This is a genomic window from Microbulbifer variabilis ATCC 700307, from assembly GCF_000380565.1.
GTDB lineage: Bacteria > Pseudomonadota > Gammaproteobacteria > Pseudomonadales > Cellvibrionaceae > Microbulbifer > Microbulbifer variabilis.
The window spans coordinates 636,202-654,065 of record NZ_AQYJ01000029.1 but is presented as its reverse complement, the minus strand read 5'-3'; the positions used below and the strand labels follow the sequence as shown (position 1 = coordinate 654,065).

Annotated in this window: 13 protein-coding genes; 2 read left to right on the top strand and 11 right to left on the bottom strand. The window is 49.7% G+C overall.

What is annotated here, in order from left to right:
* Positions 1-42: 42 nt before the first annotated feature.
* The gene (locus G367_RS0121720) at positions 43-1,287 is read left to right on the top strand and encodes an SLC13 family permease (RefSeq protein ID WP_020415279.1); all 1,245 of its coding nucleotides are present in this window, start codon (positions 43-45) and stop codon (positions 1,285-1,287) included.
* Between the two features lie 74 nt (positions 1,288-1,361).
* Here G367_RS0121720 and G367_RS24635 read toward each other — a convergent pair whose 3' ends face one another.
* The 4 genes from G367_RS24635 to G367_RS0121700 form a co-directional block, all read right to left on the bottom strand.
* Positions 1,362-1,874 (bottom strand): DUF411 domain-containing protein, encoded by a 513-nt coding sequence (locus G367_RS24635; RefSeq protein WP_020415278.1) that lies wholly within the window; start codon positions 1,872-1,874, stop codon positions 1,362-1,364.
* Positions 1,858-2,826, bottom strand: coding sequence for an L-histidine N(alpha)-methyltransferase (gene egtD / locus G367_RS0121710; protein ID WP_020415277.1), 969 nt, complete (start codon positions 2,824-2,826; stop codon positions 1,858-1,860). The genes G367_RS24635 and egtD overlap by 17 nt, the downstream gene beginning before the upstream one ends.
* A 2-nt stretch (positions 2,827-2,828) precedes the next feature.
* The gene (egtB, locus tag G367_RS0121705; RefSeq protein ID WP_020415276.1) at positions 2,829-4,112 is read right to left on the bottom strand and encodes an ergothioneine biosynthesis protein EgtB; all 1,284 of its coding nucleotides are present in this window, start codon (positions 4,110-4,112) and stop codon (positions 2,829-2,831) included.
* Positions 4,113-4,301: 189 nt separating this feature from the next.
* Positions 4,302-6,854: a TonB-dependent receptor gene (locus G367_RS0121700; protein WP_020415275.1), complete on the bottom strand. Its 2,553-nt coding sequence runs from the start codon at positions 6,852-6,854 to the stop codon at positions 4,302-4,304.
* Between the two features lie 294 nt (positions 6,855-7,148).
* Between G367_RS0121700 and G367_RS0121695 the strand changes: the two genes are divergently transcribed.
* Positions 7,149-9,506 carry a penicillin acylase family protein gene (locus G367_RS0121695; protein WP_020415274.1) on the top strand — a complete coding sequence of 786 codons (2,358 nt, stop codon included), beginning with the start codon at positions 7,149-7,151 and terminating at the stop codon, positions 9,504-9,506.
* A 34-nt stretch (positions 9,507-9,540) separates the two neighbouring features.
* Here G367_RS0121695 and G367_RS0121690 read toward each other — a convergent pair whose 3' ends face one another.
* The 7 genes from G367_RS0121690 to G367_RS0121660 all read right to left on the bottom strand — a co-directional run bounded on the left by G367_RS0121690 (position 9,541) and on the right by G367_RS0121660 (position 17,491).
* Positions 9,541-9,804: a hypothetical protein gene (locus G367_RS0121690; protein ID WP_020415273.1), complete on the bottom strand. Its 264-nt coding sequence runs from the start codon at positions 9,802-9,804 to the stop codon at positions 9,541-9,543.
* Between the two features lie 92 nt (positions 9,805-9,896).
* Positions 9,897-11,282, bottom strand: coding sequence for a siroheme synthase CysG (cysG, locus tag G367_RS0121685; RefSeq protein ID WP_020415272.1), 1,386 nt, complete (start codon positions 11,280-11,282; stop codon positions 9,897-9,899).
* A gap of 91 nt (positions 11,283-11,373) precedes the next feature.
* Entirely contained in the window at positions 11,374-12,657 is a 1,284-nt protein-coding gene (gene serS / locus G367_RS0121680; protein WP_020415271.1) for a serine--tRNA ligase, read from the bottom strand.
* Between the two features lie 56 nt (positions 12,658-12,713).
* Positions 12,714-13,088, bottom strand: coding sequence for a fluoride efflux transporter CrcB (gene crcB / locus G367_RS0121675; protein WP_020415270.1), 375 nt, complete (start codon positions 13,086-13,088; stop codon positions 12,714-12,716).
* Between the two features lie 19 nt (positions 13,089-13,107).
* Positions 13,108-14,451: a replication-associated recombination protein A gene (locus G367_RS0121670; protein ID WP_020415269.1), complete on the bottom strand. Its 1,344-nt coding sequence runs from the start codon at positions 14,449-14,451 to the stop codon at positions 13,108-13,110.
* Positions 14,444-15,055, bottom strand: coding sequence for an outer membrane lipoprotein periplasmic chaperone LolA (gene lolA, locus G367_RS0121665; protein WP_020415268.1), 612 nt, complete (start codon positions 15,053-15,055; stop codon positions 14,444-14,446). The genes G367_RS0121670 and lolA overlap by 8 nt, the downstream gene beginning before the upstream one ends.
* Positions 15,056-15,148: 93 nt before the next feature.
* Positions 15,149-17,491: a DNA translocase FtsK gene (locus G367_RS0121660; protein ID WP_020415267.1), complete on the bottom strand. Its 2,343-nt coding sequence runs from the start codon at positions 17,489-17,491 to the stop codon at positions 15,149-15,151.
* Positions 17,492-17,864: the final 373 nt, after the last annotated feature.

The window sequence follows — 17,864 nt, the reverse complement described above, 5'->3', positions numbered from 1 at the left end:
CCAGCGTAGCAACTATAAGGGGCTAAGCCCGGACCCGTACTCATGTCGATAAGCCTCTTTGTCTCAGCAATCATTTTTCTATTGATTGCCGCACGTCAGTGGCTTCCATCTATTATTCGCATTTGGCATATCATGACCCTTGGCGCTGTAGCACTGCTATTGATGCGGCAAATCACCCTACGGGAAGCTTTTTTTGCCATAGATTGGGATCTTATTCTTTACCTGTTTTCAGTTTTTTCAATTGCCTCCGCTTTGTACGACACCGGAATATCCACCCAAATCAGCAAGCGTATCCTGTCTTTTCAGAGTCCCAATATGGTGCTAGCAGCTTATGTCATCACCATGGCGATATGTGCAGCAATACTCACTAACGACGCAGCCGCAGTGATCGGTGTTCCTATTGCAATTATGCTGGCACGCAATATGAACTGGAGTTTGATTCCACTGCTTATTATTCTATGTGCTACGGTAACGATTGGCAGTATGATCTCGCCAGTAGGAAATCCACAAAATATATTGATTGCCGGTGCGGGTAATTTCGATAATATGTTTATTGTCTTTGCCCAATGGATATTGATCCCTGCAGCTATAACCCTGCTAACCTCTATGCTATGGCTTAAACGCTTTCTTAGAACCAGTGATATCGCCAACTATGAGGCAAGCAGGGAATACCGGGAGGAGAATAAGATCACTCAAAAGTGGCCCGCTCTATTATCTGCTGTGCTGCTATTAGTATTTATTGTTTTGGGAAGTGTACTGCATAATGTGGAAGGCATTTACCACCCTACTATAGGCCAGGTCGGATTGGCTGCATGCCTACCTATTTACATAACCAGCAGGAAAAGACGGCAAATCTTACGCGAAGTCGACTGGCCCACCCTCTTCTTCTTTATTTCGATGTTTGTGGTTACAGGCTCTCTTTTAAAATCAGGGTCACTACAGTTTTTCCTTAAAGAAAGCGGCATCAATCTGGCTGAACCAGAAACTGTTGCTTTTGTTAGCTTTTTTGCCAGCCAATTGTTTTCCAATGTACCTGTAGTTGAGATATACCTCAATTTATTGCACAAACATGAAACCCAAACACTAATGATACTTTCTGCAATTTCCACTGTAGCTGGCAATCTATTTATCATCAGTGCCGCAAGTAATGTTATTGTGCTGCAACAGGCTGAGAAATTTGGCATCAAGGCATTTAACTTTTGGCAGTTCTTCTTCTTAATGCTGCCGGTGAGCATTTCCAGTGTACTGATTAGCTATTTTTGGATTCTATGGTACGCATCCAAATAAAGTAAGCTGCAATAAAATAATTATATTAAATATCTGGAAAGGCTTTAAACAACCAAGGAAAAACATCTAGACATTTATTCTGCAGGTTTACTATCCATTAACTGAATAGCTCTCGGGTCCTCTATGCGCGCATAGAGCCGGTAATCCCCATCTTGCAACAACAAGTAGATGTTGTAAGGCTCAAATTTATCTTTGGCTTCCATACCGGGGCTGCCTATCGGCATCCCCGGCACCATCAGGCCAACACTATCTTTAGGGGGCGATGCCAGGAACTTTTGTATGAATTGTGCGGGCACATGCCCCTCGAATACATACCGCCCTTGCCACACAGCCGTATGACACCCCTCCATACCTTTGGGTACTCCCCATTGCTTTTTTACTGCTTGCATATCTACTTTGAAGACAGATGATGCCTGCAATTGATTCTCTCTCAGATGGCTAACCCACTTTTTGCAGCAAAAGCAGAGCGGATGCTTATAGACGATGATTTTATCATCGTCCTGCTCAGCGATAGCAGCACTGACAAAGAGGGCTGTTACTACAAATAATGAAAAAACCTTTACCAGAACGTTAAATGGCCTGGGCATAGTGAATCGCATAAGATGCAGCAGCATCTTTCCAGTGACAGATTGGCCTGAATCCACCCCTGGCAAGCAGCTGGTTAAAATCACTGATGGAATACTTGTGGCTATTTTCCGTATGTATTGTTTCCCCCTCGGAAAAGTCCACACGCGTTCCAGCTACTGATACACTGTGATCCTTCAGGCTAACTAAGTGCATTTCAACCCGTTTGCGAAGTTGGTGGTAGAAAGCACGGTGGGCAAACAGGGAAAGGTCAAAATCTGCCTCAAGCTCTGTATTGATACGATTTAGAAGGTTTTTATTGAACCTCTCGGTAACATGTTCGCTGTCATGGTAGGCTCGCTCAAGCCTCACCGAATCCTTGACCAAATCAGTACCAATAAGCAACCCATCACCGGCTCCTAAGTTCGCAGCAAATAGTTCCAGTAGCTGCTCAGCCTTATCCGGCTCGAAGTTTCCAATTGTTGACCCAGGGAAGAAGACGACTTTCTTGCGAGAGGGAAGCTGGGTTAACTGGTCCCATACATCCGGCTGAGTGAAATCACCAACCGCACTCCAGACTTGCATCTCGGGTTGATTCGCCTTGATTCTACGCTCAGCATTTAGAAGTATCTCTGGGGATATATCAATCGGGTAGTAACCTTTTGGGGATTCCAATTGAGCAAGTAGTGCTTCGATTTTTTCACAATTACCTGCACCGGGTTCGATTAGCAGCGCTTCAGGTCCAATTTTATCGGCTATATCCTTAAGATTAGTGGCAAATATACTTGCCTCTGTACGGGTCAGGTAATAATCCGAAACCTCACAGATGTCCTCGAAAAGGCGAGAGCCTACTTCGTCATACAAATACTTACAGGGCAATGTTTTTCTTTTTCCTCCCAACCCCTCCAGAACATCCCTGAGAAATTCGCTATCCTGTTGCTGCTTTTCTGGAACGGACGATAAGGCTGCTTTCACATTTAGTCTCCTGCTAAACGGACCCCGGTAAATTGCCACGCTTGATGTGGATAAAAGAAATTTCTATAGCTGATTCTGATATGATCCGATGGCGTAGCAAATGAACCGCCTCGAAGAACTTTCTGATTACACATAAACTTGCCGTTATATTCACCTACAGCATCTTCACGAGCCTTAAAACCGTGATACGGCAGGTAGGAGCTGGAAGTCCACTCCCATAGATCCCCCAGGAATTGGGTTCGCCCTCGACGGGCAGGCAGAGGTTTGAGGAAGCGTTTTTCCAGCAGATTGGCAGTAGCCAGTTGATCAAGCTGGCGCAAGTGACAAGCAGCAGCCTCCCACTCAAATTCCGTGGGTAGGCGCTTACCGGCCCATGTGGCAAAAGCATCAGCCTCATAGAACGACAAATGATGTACAGGCTCTGCCTCATTCAACGGCTGTAATCCGTGTAAGCTAAACTGTTGCCAACCGTTCTCAGTTTCCCTCCAATACAAAGGATGTCTGTGCTGATTTTGTTGAACCAAAGCCCAGCCGTCCGACAACCACAAGCGATGTTGCTGATAACCACCATCTTCAATAAATGCGAGGTATTCTCCATTAGTTACCAGGCGGGATGCTATGGAAAATTCCTGTACAAGCTGCTGATGGGCAGGACCCTCGTTATCAAAGAAAAAGTCCTCACCCTCACTACCAATGCCATAGCAGCCACCTGGAATCTCCAACCAGCGCAGTGGCTCAGCAGTTGCAGATTCCTCTTCCGGTATCCCATCACTATAAGCAGGAGCCAAAGGGTTCAGCGACAGAGCGTGCTTAATATCTGTTAGTAAAAGCTCCTGATGCTGCTGCTCATGATTGAGGCCCAGAGCTATGAGTGACGCCAAGTTTGATGAGCACGGGGAATCTTTTAACAGCTTCTCAATTCCAGTATCTACAGACTTGCGATAGGCGTAAACTCGATCAATATCCGGACGGGAAATCAAGCCGCGCTGCGATCGCGTGAATGGTGTTCCCAAGCTGTTGTAATAGGAGTTAAAAAGATGATGAAAGTGTTGATCGAAAGTCCTGTATCCCGGTAGGCGGGAATTAAGCACAAAGGTCTCAAAAAACCAACTGGTATGGGCCAAATGCCACTTTGTAGGGCTGGCATCCGGCATGGATTGGAGCTGCATATCCTCAGCGGACAAAGGCTCAGCAAGACGCTCTGTCTCCCCCCGAACTCTTCGATATGCTGTAAGAATTTGCTGCTGTACTTCTTCTAAAGATACTTCGCCTGCAAAAATTGCCATATCAATAATCGGTTACACCACATTTCTGTTCTATTGAAATCATCATACGCAGTTTTAGGTGTATTCCCACGAGCTTGCAGGCCTACATGAATGAAATCACGCCAGTTTGTTTACAGAAACAGAACTATGCAAAAAAAAGGGCCGGTAAAACCGGCCCGCACTCTCATCATGTTAACATTAAATATTCAATTAAAATCGTGCAGTGAAATCAGCCCCATACATTCTCGGCATAAATCGCCACGCTGGACTGGCGCCAATGGCCGCACCTGTGCCGCCATAGCCACCGGCAATCTCCTCATCGGTAAGGTTCTGTACCCAGAGAGCTACAGAATAATTATCCGAAGCACTATTCCAGGCGGCTCGCAAGTTAAACAACTGGTAATCATCAACGATACGAGTGCGATCAGTAATCGAACCAATCCGCTCATCGGTCCAGTTGTAATCACCACGGAAAATAAATTCTCCTCCGCTGGCAAGGTTTACGGTGTACTCTGCCATTAGATTAAATTTATTCTCTGGAGTGGAAACCCTTGCCTGACCCACTTTTGAGTCTTCTTCCGTTTCACCAATAGCCTCGATGATTTGATAATCAGTGAATTCGGTATCCAAGTAAGAGTAATTACCGGCAATGAACAGGTTGTCTGTCGCAGCCCACTGCACTTCTATCTCAGCACCTGTACCCTCCGCATCGGAGTTCCTCAGGTTATAACTGGGAATGGGAGTACCGACCAGGTCCAGTTCCTGTAAGTTTTTGTATTCATAGCTATACAGTGAAGCATTCAGGCGTACCCGATTGTCAAACAGGCTGCTCTTAAGACCCACCTCCAGGTTAACAACATCCTCCTGATCAAAAGAGGGTTCAACGCCCGGTCCAAAATTGAGGCTGTTAAACCCACCGGCCTTAAAGCCATCAGCCAGAGAGATATAGGTCATCATCTCCTCAGTCCAACGATAATCCAGCACGATACGACCGGAAATATCACTCCAGCTATCACTCAACTTGGAGTCTAGAACTGGCTGGCCATTATTAAAGAAGGCGATACCAAATAGCTGAGAGCCCAGGTCTATTTCTGGGAACGTGATTACATCGATAACATTTCCATCACCATCGACTAGGGGCACTGGCCCACCAGAAAGTGACAGTGGAATACTGTTGCCATAGGCTGTTTCAATCGTGAAATCCTTTTGATCGTAGGTATAACGTGCACCTACCGTAAGGTCCATTTTGTCGGTGATACTCCAAGTCATATCTCCATATATGGCACTTGAGCGATAATCCCCGGTGTTACGAACACTCTCATTCCATGGCGTATCTGAAGCAACCCAAGGCTGAAAGCCAGCCATCATTTGCGCCACTACGGCATCAGCCTGCAGCATACTTCCCGTTACCGTACTCGGTGCTCCTAGGGCGGCAAGTAGAGCATCTACTTGCCCAGTTTGGAGCATCAAGTCATACACAAAAGTGGCACTGGCAACACCTTCACGCCCAGCTTGCTGAAGAAGTTGACGTGTAATAACCGCCATATCCTCTTGCTCTGTTTGAGTGAGGTCAGGATAAGCGGCCTTAACGCCCTCATACACAGCAAAGGATTCTACTGAACCGGTGGTGAAGTAAGCATAAGTTGTATGGTCTACCTCCTCCTGGGAATAAGAAGCACCCAAAGTCCACTTAATGTTGTCTGTGGCTCCATTCAACCTGAATTCCTGGGAGAACTGGCTCTGATCGTCCGTATTGGCCGAGCCAAACATATAATCCGGGTTTGCAGTGCCGTCTTCGTCCTGCTGGAGGTGCGCATCGAATTCACGATATGCTGTGATCGAAGTAAAAGTGAAGTTGTCGAAATCGCTTGTGACTGTCAGCGAGGTACCAAAAGAGTCACGATCCTCAATAGTTGGTGTATCCAGGGCAAAATCGCCAAATACGTCTGTTTCACCCTGTAGACTGGGCACTATAGTCGTACGTAAAGCACTGCCCTGATCCATCACGCCATAGTCAGCACGCCACAACACTTCAGTATCTTGAGTAGGCTCCCATAACACAGAAGCCCGGTAGGTCTGGGTATCCTGGTCACCTACGGAGAAGCCGCCAGCTAAGTTGTCTGCAAAAGGATCTCGGCGATTGGTCGACGCAGAAAAGCGCCCATACAGATTATCTGTAAATTGGCGGTTCACCAGTAAGTCCGATGACTGGCGCCCATAATTACCTGCAGTGAGACTCAATTGTGTGGAGTCATCTGCCTGCGGCTTAGTGGTGATGATATGGATCGCACCGCCGGTTGCATTGCGACCAAATAAAGTACCCTGTGGCCCTTTAAGTACTTCAACCCTCTCGATATCGGTTAGGGGTATTTCGGCACCAGCTCCACGACCGGTATAAACTCCGTCCACATAAACAGCAACAGCGGGATCTGATCCCACGGTCCAGTCATTGGTTTGGATGCCACGCACACTGTAAGTAGGCTGCAGCGCAGTATCATTGTGCATTTCAACGCCTGGCGTATATCTCCCCAGGTCAGTCAGATTTTTGACACCTGACTCTTTTATATTATCTCCAGTAAAAGCGGTAATCGCGATTGGAACTTCCTGTAGATTTTCCGCGCGCTTCTGGGCAGTAACTACTACCTCTTCAATTTCAGCAGCCTGCACATTACCACTGACAGCGGTAATGAAGGCAACGGCTCCAGAGAGGATAGATAGATTAAATTGACGGGTTTTTGCGGTTCTACCAACATCGTGCATCATCGCGTCCTCGCGTTTATTGTTATACAGCGTGATGATCTCGGTTTATTATTTTTGTTATTCCACGCCATCTTACGATCGCATTTTCGGATTTAAAACCCCGATATGACCTTTTTCTGGTGACTGGTCAGTTTTGCGAAGGAATGTGCGAAAAGACAGGTTAATGTGGGAAATTGTGTACAAAGTAACGTCACGAAAAGTTACCAATGTGTGTTCTGTAGTAACTCGCACAAGTCGAATGGTAATCTAACCCGATATGGCCAAGACCCAATAAAATAATATTTTGCAGGAAGAATTATGGCGCGCACGTCCTATCTAAAAAGCTGGAAGTTCCGCTTACCAATTATTTTGGCAGTCATTTTTGTTCTGGCTGCAGTTTCCATTTGGGCCTGGTGGCGATCAAGCCTGCCAATTCTGAGTGGCGAAATTGAAACTGGCTCACTTGAGGAGCCCGTCGTAATCCAGCGCGATGCCCAAGGGGTGGTCATGATTCAGTCCCAGGACCGAAACAGCTCCGCCTTCGCCCTGGGTTTTCTGCATGCACAGGAGCGCTTTTTCCAGATGGACTTGTTGCGCCGCAACTCCGCAGGTGAACTATCCGAGTTACTGGGCCAAGCCGCCTTGAAAAAAGATAAAAAGGTGAGAAGGCACCAATTTCGCAAGCGGGCAGAGCGAAATATTGCTGTCATGCCCTCTGATCAACGTGAGTTGCTCGATCACTATGTACAAGGGGTCAATTTCGGCTTGACTCAACTCGGAGCAAAACCTTGGGAGTATTTATTACTGGGACAAGAACCCCGCCCTTGGAATGCCGCCGACAGCTTGCTGGCAACTTACAGCATGTACTTGACGTTACAAAGTGAGGAAGGAAATTTTGAACGTCGCGATACTGCGCTAGCCGAACTCCTGCCTGAAGACCTATACGCTTTCTTTTTCCCTGCAGGCGGGACTTGGGATGCCCCTCTTTTCGGCCCAAATGAAGCCGAGATCCCTGTTCCCCAAACCCCCATATCTACACTGCTGAAAGCGGACGATCCTATTGTTTATCAGGAGATGGAGAGCGACGATAAAGTTTACGGCAGTAACAATTGGGTAGTTGGTGGAAAATTGACCGAGCATGGCAGTGCCATCTTAGCCAATGATATGCATCTAGGGTTAAGTGTTCCGAACATCTGGTATCGCGCCGGTTGGAATATTCCCGGGAGCGATAGAAAAATACGCGGCGTCACCCTACCCGGCGGCCCAATTATTGTGGCTGGCAGTAACGGTGCGGTAGCCTGGGGGTTCACCAATACCGGCGGTGACTGGGGCGATCTTATCCCACTGGAGTTAAATGAGGGCGCTACCAAATATCGAACCCCGGATGGCTGGCGGGACTTCACCTTCGAGAAAGAAACTATTGCAATTAAGGGTAAAGAGGATGAGACACTAGAGATCCGCAAAACAATCTGGGGGCCGGTCATCGGCCAAAACTATCGTGGAGTCCCGCTGGCCTACCGCTGGATAGCCCATGATATTCGAGGTGGCAACATGAACCTGTTGCGCATTGAGTCAGCCACCACCACACAACAGGCTCTGGATCTTGGACCAGAAATTGGCATTCCCCACCAGAATTTTGTTGTCGGTGACCGGGATGGCAATATCGGCTGGACTGTGGCTGGGGCTATCCCCCGTCGTGTTGGCTTTGATGGTAGTCGCTCAGTCAGCTGGGCTGATGGAGAAGCCTACTGGAATGGATACCTTTCAACCGAAGAGCAGCCACGCATTTACAATCCACCCACTCACCGTATCTGGACCGCCAATGCCCGCACAACCGACGGAGACTGGTTGAAATTGATGGGTGACCACGGCTATGCCCTCGGTGCCCGCCAGCAGCAAATTCGCGATGGGTTGCTCGCTCTTGAGCAGTTCGACGAACAAAGCTTACTAAATATCCAACTCGATGACCGCGCTATATTCCTGCAACGGTGGCAAGAGCACCTGGCTGGTTTTTTAAAAAATCAGGAGGGCTATAGCGAAGTTTACCAGCAGGTTCAGGATTGGGGCGCTCGCGCCAGTGCCGATTCAGTGGGCTACCGAATTGTGCGCAATTACCGCCTTAAATTTATGGAACTTAGCACTGCTCCTATCCTGGCCTACATGCGCAAGTTTGACCCCAAGTTTTCTTTTGGCCAATTAAAAAGACAATTTGAGTATCCTATCTGGGCACTGGCTCAGCAGGAACCACAGCAATTGCTTAATCCAGATTTTGAATCCTGGACAGCCCTCAAACTCGCAGCACTGAACCAGGTCTTGGATAAAATGGCTGCAACAGGAAGCCCTTTACAGCAGCAAACCTGGGGCGCTCAAAATACGGCTACTATTCGCCACCCACTTGCAAGAGCTATCCCTGCCATAAACTGGTTTGCTGCAATGCCCAGCGATGCACTGGCGGGGGATACACATATGCCCCGGTTCCAGTCGCCCACTCATGGGGCATCTGAGCGCATGGTGATTTCACCTGGACGTGAGGACTTGGGAATATTCCATATGGCAACCGGGCAGAGTGGCCATCCCCTCTCCCCATTTTTCGACAGCGGACATCGTGACTGGGTAGAGGGAAACCCTTCCCCCCTGATTGAACAGGAAACCCACTACAAGCTCACACTTCACTAAAGTAAAAATTGCAAGGACACCTCATACAGGGGTGTCACGCCGTTTCATCGAGAATGGCAAAAGACAGGAAAAGGGTGAAGAAGCTGAGCCCAAGCACCAAAGGCAATAGTGGGAAACATAGCATCACCAGTGAAACGCCTATCCACAGCCATTTCACCAACTCTTTCTTTTGCCGGTAATGATAAGTGTAACGGCGGGAATAGTAGTCAGCTGGATCAACTAATGGAAACTCCCGCTGTTGCGGAAGGAAAAAGCGCACAATATTAGTGCAATAAAAGCAAAGGATCGCCAGCAGCATGCCACAAACCCCACTGAAAAATTACTCTCAGTATAGGTTCTGTGCCAAACTCAGCTGGACCCTAACTCACGCAGGTCTTCCAGGCTACTTTCTCAGCCAGGCTGGTACCAGTTCAGCTTCTCATGCAAACTGACGACTCCACCGATAATGGTCAGGGTTGGGGCGCGCACAGCTTTTTCTTCTGCCAGCGCTGGCAATGTGGAGAGGTCTCCCACAGTCACTCTCTGCGCCCGCGTAGTCCCCTTTTCAATCAGAGCTGCAGGTGTTTCAGGTGGCAACCCATGACGGGTCAGCTCGGTACAAATTGTCTGCAGCCCTGTCAGGCCCATGTAGAAAACCAATGTTTGGCCTGGCGACGCCAGATCACTCCAAGGCAGGTCGAGATTGCCCTCCTTTAAATGTCCGGTGACAAATCGTACCGACTGGGCATGATCTCGATGCGTCAAGGGAATACCCGCATAGCTCGCACAACCCGCAGCCGCAGTAATACCCGGTACTACCTGGAATGGGATTCCCGCTCCAGCCAGCCTATCGATCTCTTCGCCGCCGCGACCAAAGATAAAGGGGTCCCCGCCTTTCAGGCGCAACACCTTTTTCCCCTTACTCGCCAAGTCAACCAGTAGCTGGTTGATATCATCTTGGGGCACCGAGTGAAACGCCTTCCTTTTTCCAACGTAAATGCGTTCGGCGTCCCGACGTACCAACTCAAGTACCTCTGGAGATACTAAACGATCGTAAAGTACAACATCCGCCTGCTGCATCAGGCGCAATGCACGAAAAGTAAGAAGATCGGGATCTCCTGGTCCCCCACCCACTAAGTAAACTTCCCCTACTGGGTTGGGGCTGCCTTGCCACTCTTGTAACGCTTCAAGTAGCTCTCTCTCTGCATCTGCCAGCTGGCCTGCTTCCATTCGACTGGCGACGGGCCCGGCAAATACCCACTCCCAGAAATTCTTACGCCGGCTTTCTGGCAGTGCCGCTTTAACTTTAGCGCGCATCCGGGAAGCTAAGTCCACCAAGGACGCGACACTCGGCGATAGCAAGGCCTCAAGCTGGGCACGAATTCTTCGTGCCAGGACCGGGGCAGCTCCTCCGCTGCTGATCCCTATAGATAGATCCCCGCGCTCCACAATTGCCGGGAAAGTGAAAGTACACAGATCCGGAGCATCCACTGCATTAACGGGTAAGCGTACGGCCTGCGCATCGGCAGAGACCTGCGCGTTGACTTCCGTACTGTCAGATGCCGCCACAACCAGTTCTGTTCGCTGCAAATATTCAGCAGAATAACCAGCCTCAAACCATTCCCCAGCTGAATCTGTCACCAGTTGGCGAAGCTCATCGGTAATATCCGGGGAAACCACTAACAAGCGCGCACCAGCTTTACTGAGCAAACGCGCTTTACGGGTGGCAATAGAACCACCGCCAACTATTAGGCAGGGGCGTTGTCTGACATCAAATGCGAGGGGTAAATAGCGCAACTTTTTATTCCATCAAATAGCAGGCGGAGCAAAATAAGTTCCGGCAACAAAAAAGGGCAAGCACAAAGCCCACCCTTTCAGATAACTGCCCTTAGGAAGCTGAGATAACTTCCTGGCCGCGCATATAGGGACGCAGCACTTCAGGAATCTCAATGCTGCCATCCTCGCGCTGGTAGTTTTCCAAAACCGCGATCAGGGTTCGTCCCACTGCGAGCCCTGATCCATTCAGGGTATGCACCAGCTCCGGTTTACCAGTTTCCGGATTGCGCCAGCGGGCTTTCATACGGCGGGCCTGAAAATCACCTACTAGAGAACAGGAGGAAATCTCGCGGTATTTATCCTGGGAAGGTATCCAAACTTCGATATCGTAGGTCTTGCGGGCGGCGAAGCCAATATCGCCACCGCACAACACTACAGTGCGATATGGCAGATTGAGTTTTTGCAGAATGGTTTCTGCATTCTGTGTAAGGGTTTCCAGAGCCTCTTCAGATTGTTCCGGACGTGTTACCCAAACCAGTTCCACTTTTTCAAACTGGTGCTGGCGAATCATGCCGCGGGTGTCACGACCGTGGGAGCCTGCTTCAGACCGAAAACAAGTCGTGTGAGCAACCAGTTTGTGCGGCAGGGTTTCTGCATCCTCAACAATATGATCTCTGTACATATTGGTTAGTGGGACTTCCGCAGTTGGAATCAGGTAGAAACCACGTTCATCTTTAAGCTTGAACAGGTCTTCTTCAAACTTGGGTAGCTGAGAAGTACCGTAGAGGGAGTCACTGTTCACAACTACCGGTACATTAGTTTCCTGGTAACCATGCTCTTCGATATGGGTATCCAGCATGAATTGCGCCAAGGCTCGGTGCAGACGTGCGACCTCGCCAGACATTACGGCAAAACGTGAGCCTGTCAGCTTTGCGGCCATTTCGAAATCTAAGCCACCCAACTGGGTTCCAAGATCCACATGATCCTTAACTTCGAAGCCGAATGCGCGTGGCTGCCCCCAGCGACGAACCTCAACGTTATCATCTTCGTTCTCGCCCTCAGGCACAGATGCATCTGGCAGGTTCGGGATTGCCGACAGGATCGCATCGAGTTCTTCCTGTAACTCAGTCAATGCATGCTTGGCATTTTGCAGCTCACCCCCAAGGGACTCCACTTCTTTCAGCAAGGGCGCAATATCTTCACCATTGGCCTTAGCACGGCCAATATTTTTCGATTTACTATTGCGCTCGCTTTGCAAACTCTCAGTGCGCACCTGCAATTCTTTGCGGCGCTCCTCAAGGGTTTCCAGTTTGGCAGTATCCAGTTCTACACCGCGCTTTTTTAGAGCTGCGGCCACTTGGTCCATATCCGTGCGAATCAGTTTGGGATCGAGCATCGTTTCCAGTTCGCCTGCTATCAGGCTCCTACAACTTAAAATTAAATAAACTTGGGTTAAAAATAGCGTGTCGCCAAGGCGACGGCGGCTCCAGTGGCTAACAGACAACTCACCAGGCTGCCGACAACATAGCCAATTGCCACCAATGGCTGGCCATTGTGCCACAGTATCAAGCTTTCTAGGGAGAAAGTGGAAAAGGTAGTTAGGGCACCAAACAACCCGGTCATTAACAGGAGCCGCCATTCCTCCCCGAGCATTGCACGGTGAGTGATCAATATATAGGCAATTCCGATTAAAAATGAACCGACAATGTTAACCACCAAGGTACCCAGGGGGAATTTACCGTTGAATACCGGATAGCACCATATAGTAACCAAGTGGCGAAAGATTGCCCCGAGAGCACCGCCAACGGCAATAGCCAGCCACTGCATTACTGCTTCCCCCTAATACCTATGGCTTGAGTTTGTAGCGCTGCTGGCCACTCTCGCTATTGAGACGGCGCAGCATCTGCAATTTTTCAGCGATCTTCAATTCCAGCCCCCGCGGGACAGGCTGGTAATACTGGCGATCCGCAATTTCTTCTGGAAAATAGTTTTCTCCCGCGGCAAAGGCATCGGGCTCGTCATGTGCATAGCGATACTCAGCTCCATGGGACAAGCTTTTTGCCAGCTTGGTGGGCGCGTTGCGCAAGTGGACCGGCACATCGTAGCTAGGCTCGCGACGTACATCTGCAACTGCGCGCTTATAAGCCGAATAGACTGCATTGCTTTTCGCTGCCACGGCGAGATACGTAATCGCCTGGGCGATTGCCAATTCCCCCTCTGGGCTGCCAAGTCTCTCCTGCACATCCCAGGCGTTGAGAGCTAACTGTAATGCGCGTGGGTCTGCGTTGCCTATGTCCTCACTGGCCATACGCACCACTCTGCGGGCGACGTAAAGCGGATCACAACCACCATCCAGCATCCGTATAAACCAATAAAGTGCAGCATCTGGATCGGAACCACGTACAGACTTATGCATGGCAGAAATCTGATCGTAAAAATAATCACCACCTTTATCGAAACGACGCACATCAGCGCTGAGCACTTCAGCAAGTACACTTTCATCGACAACCAACTGTCCCGACTGCTCTTTGGCGAGGTCACAGGCCACCTCGAGTAGATTGAGCGCACTGCGCGCATCGCCATCGGCCGCACGCGCAATCTTGAGCAACAACTCATCTGGTACACAGGTATTGCGGTCGAGCAACTGTTGATCGGTTCTCAATGCACGCTGCAAAAGGCCTGCTAGATCATCTTCGGGAATGCTGCGTAACAGATAAACTCTGCACCTCGATAGGAGCGCATTATTTAACTCGAAAGCGGGGTTCTCGGTGGTGGCGCCAACGAAAGTTACAGTGCCTTCCTCCACATAGGGAAGAAACGCATCCTGCTGGGCCTTATTGAAACGATGAACCTCATCCACAAAAAGGATAGTGCCGCGACCGGATTGCATCCTGTGTTGCTCGGCTTCCGCTACTGCCTGGCGAATATCCTTTACTCCAGCCAGTACGGCAGAAAGTGTGGCAAAGCGAGCATCACACTCCTGGGCGAGTAATCGGGCGAAAGTAGTTTTACCCACTCCCGGTGGTCCCCAAAGAATCATTGAGTGCAGCTGACCACGCTCCACCGCCTCGCGCAACGGTTTTCCCTCCCCCAATAAATGCGACTGGCCCACATAAGAGGCCAGAGAGTTAGGCCGCATACGAGCAGCCAGGGGTTGGTGTCTTTGAGGGGAATGAAACAGATCACTCATCTTTGATAATGTCGGTACCAGCTGGCGGTTTAAAGTTAAATATAGAGTCGGACAATTTCGGGTTAGCCTTCATACCGCTAAATTTAATTTTGGTGGTCTGCCCCATTCCATCACGCACAGTCATGGAATCAGGCAAGCCATCCTTAGCAAAGTGGATTTCCATTGCCTTAAAAGGGGCTTTGGGGTTTTTGGGAGTCAGGTGATAAACACCATCTTTGAGATTTACATCAAAGGATTTACGGATCTCTTCTACTTTGCCTCCAAGCAACAACGCCGGAGTTTCCTTAATGCGGGTGTCAACCGGCCGCACGGTTACCTGCTCCAGGTCCGGGTCGTAAAGCCACAGGGTTTTATTGTTGGTAACCAACAATTGCGCATAGGGTTCCCCTGTTTTCCAGCGGAGCTTTCCCGGCCGTTGCACAGAGAAGTTACCGTTGCTCTCCTGGGTTACCTTCCCGCGCTCATCAATAAGGGTCTGCTTGAAGTTTCCAGACAGCGCCGCCAGTGGTTGCAACTGTTTGCTGAGATCATCGGTAGCATCGGCCCAGGCGGCACTGGTCGCAACGGTCAAACTTAGTAATAAGTTGCGCAGAACACTTTTCATAATTGAATTCCAGTGTGTTGATTTCCTTAAAGGTTAGCCGCAGCCAAGTGAACTGTAGCTTAACCCCCACCTCCCCTTTTCGGACTCTTCAGCTTAAGCGGGAGGCGGTGCCAATACCTCGCGGTTGCCATTATGCCCCGCAGGGGAAACAACACCAGCAGCCTCCATGGCATCGATAATTCGCGCGGCCCGATTGTAGCCGATACGCAATTGGCGCTGCACAGAAGAAATAGAGGCTTTCCGGGATTTTGTTACAAAGGCTACTGCCTCATCATAGAGGGCATCAGCCTCTGGGTCTTCATCCTCCCCTCCCTCAGATTGCAGGCCGGGTACTGGGATACTGTTATTGCTGTCATCAATGATGCCATCAATATAATCTGGCTGTCCGCGACGCCCCCAATCTGCAACTACCTTATGCACCTCATGGTCATCCACGAAAGCACCATGTACCCGCACAGGCACACCACTGCCGGGGGGCAGGTACAACATGTCACCGTGCCCGAGTAGCTGCTCAGCACCACCCTGATCGAGAATAGTCCGAGAATCCACTTTAGAAGAAACCTGGAAACCAATACGGGTAGGCACATTTGCCTTGATCAAACCAGTAATCACATCTACTGAGGGGCGCTGGGTCGCGAGTAGCAAGTGAATTCCTGCGGCACGGGCCTTCTGTGCGATGCGCGCAATCAACTGCTCCACTTTTTTACCGACGATCATCATCATGTCGGCAAATTCATCGATAACCACCACGATAGCGGGAAGCGATTTCAGCGCTGGAGCGGTCTGATCCTCTTCGGGCACGCTCAGAGCAGGATCCGGTTGCCACAATGGGTCGAGAAGTGGCTCCCCAGCTTCTTCCGCCTCCTTCACCTTGCGGTTAAAACCTGCCAGGTTGCGCACACCCATCGCAGCCATCAGCTTATAGCGGCGCTCCATTTCACCAACACACCAGCGCAGACCATTGGCTGCATCATTCATATCAGTAATAACCGGTGTAAGAAGGTGGGGGATGCCCTCATAAACAGACAACTCCAACATCTTTGGATCTACCAAAATCAGGCGGACCTCTTCAGGAGTCGACTTGTAGAGCAGACTGAGCAACATTACATTGATGCCGACCGACTTACCGGAGCCGGTAGTCCCGGCTACAAGAAGGTGTGGCATCTTCGCAAGATCAGCCACTACAGGCTGCCCGGAAATATCGTGGCCCAGGGCCAGGGTTAATGGCGACTTGGCATTATCGTAAACATCTGCCGATAACACCTCACTAAGACGCACCATCTGGCGATTCTCATTAGGAATCTCAATTCCCACCACTGACTTGCCAGGAATTACCTCCACAACGCGCACACTAATCACCGCCAGGGAGCGCGCCAAGTCTTTGGCCAGGTTGGAAATTTTACTGACTTTCACTCCTGGAGCTGGCTGGATTTCAAAGCGAGTTACCACCGGACCGGGTAGAACAGATACCACCTCAGCGACCACTCCAAAATCCTTTAGCTTTAACTCAAGCAGCCGGGATAGGGCCTCCAAAGACTCTCGTGAGAAGCCTGCTTTCTTGTTTTGGTCGGCAGGGTCCAATAATCCCAGAGGCGGCAAAGTACCGGTAACAGGACCACTTTTAAAAAGCTCTCCCTGTTTCTCTTTGGCTGCACGCGGGCTTTGCTTGGGCTTGGGTGCTGTGGCTTCAATCTTCGGCGGGATTCGCTTCGCTGTACGTTGCTTTTCTTCTTCTACCGAAGCTTTGCGCACCACTATGGCCTCACGCGCTACCCGCACCTCGGTTCGTTTTTGGCGCCAGCGCTTATAAAAACTAATGAGCAGAGCAAACAATCCCAGCACGTTGCGCCCAATAGATTCCGCCAATTTTAGCCAGGACAAGCCTGTAAACACGGTAATGCCAATAGCAAATATCGCCAGTAATAAAATTGTGGCTCCCACATAACCAAGGCTTGCACCGGTAGCACTGGAAAGCGCTGCACCTATAATTCCACCATTGGAAAACGGTAACGGGTTGTCCGCTGGAGCAAAACATAATGTCGCCAACGCTGCGCCACTGACCAACACCAGGATTAATCCAAAAACCCTGAGGGCAAAGAGAGGACCATGGAAGCGAGCATTGCGATCACGCAAAATACGGTATGCGCGCAAGCCGATCAGCAATGGAAATATGTAAGCCATCCAACCAAGCAGTGACAAACATACATCCGCAAGCCAAGCGCCAGCTGGGCCGATAGCATTGTGAATTTGACTGGACTGCCCGGTATGGGACCAACCGGGATCCTGAGAGTCGTAACTCAGCAGACTGATCGCGAGTAATAACGCCCCAGCTAGTAAACTGATCAATGCGCCTTCGCGAATCAAACGGGCGATCAGTGAATCCGGCAAAGCACCGCTCTTGTCAGAGGTCTCTTCAGTAGCACTTTCGGCCTTCAATGGCTTACCTCAATACTAATTTGTTGTTTGTAGAATGATTAGCAAAACCGGCACCTGTCTAAAATTTATGCCGATTTTTTGAAGATTGGCTAAATATAAAGCTTTTCAGCTCAGCTGGGGCCAGCCTTACCATCTAACTTTGACCCAGTTTTCTATCCAGCTCTCTACCCTAGTCTTTTTATGAGTAACATTCAGTTAGTTCGCTCGCGGATTGTGCACATTTGTTTTTCGCCAACTTGGCTTATATGCGCGAAAGAAGCAGTAGATAGCTTGATAGATGGATCCTCCCCACTTTCCTTCCAGGATGCCCCATGTCTTAGGCTCACCGGTATCCTATTTCGCGCAAACCGGTTCAAAGCAACCAGTTTACTGC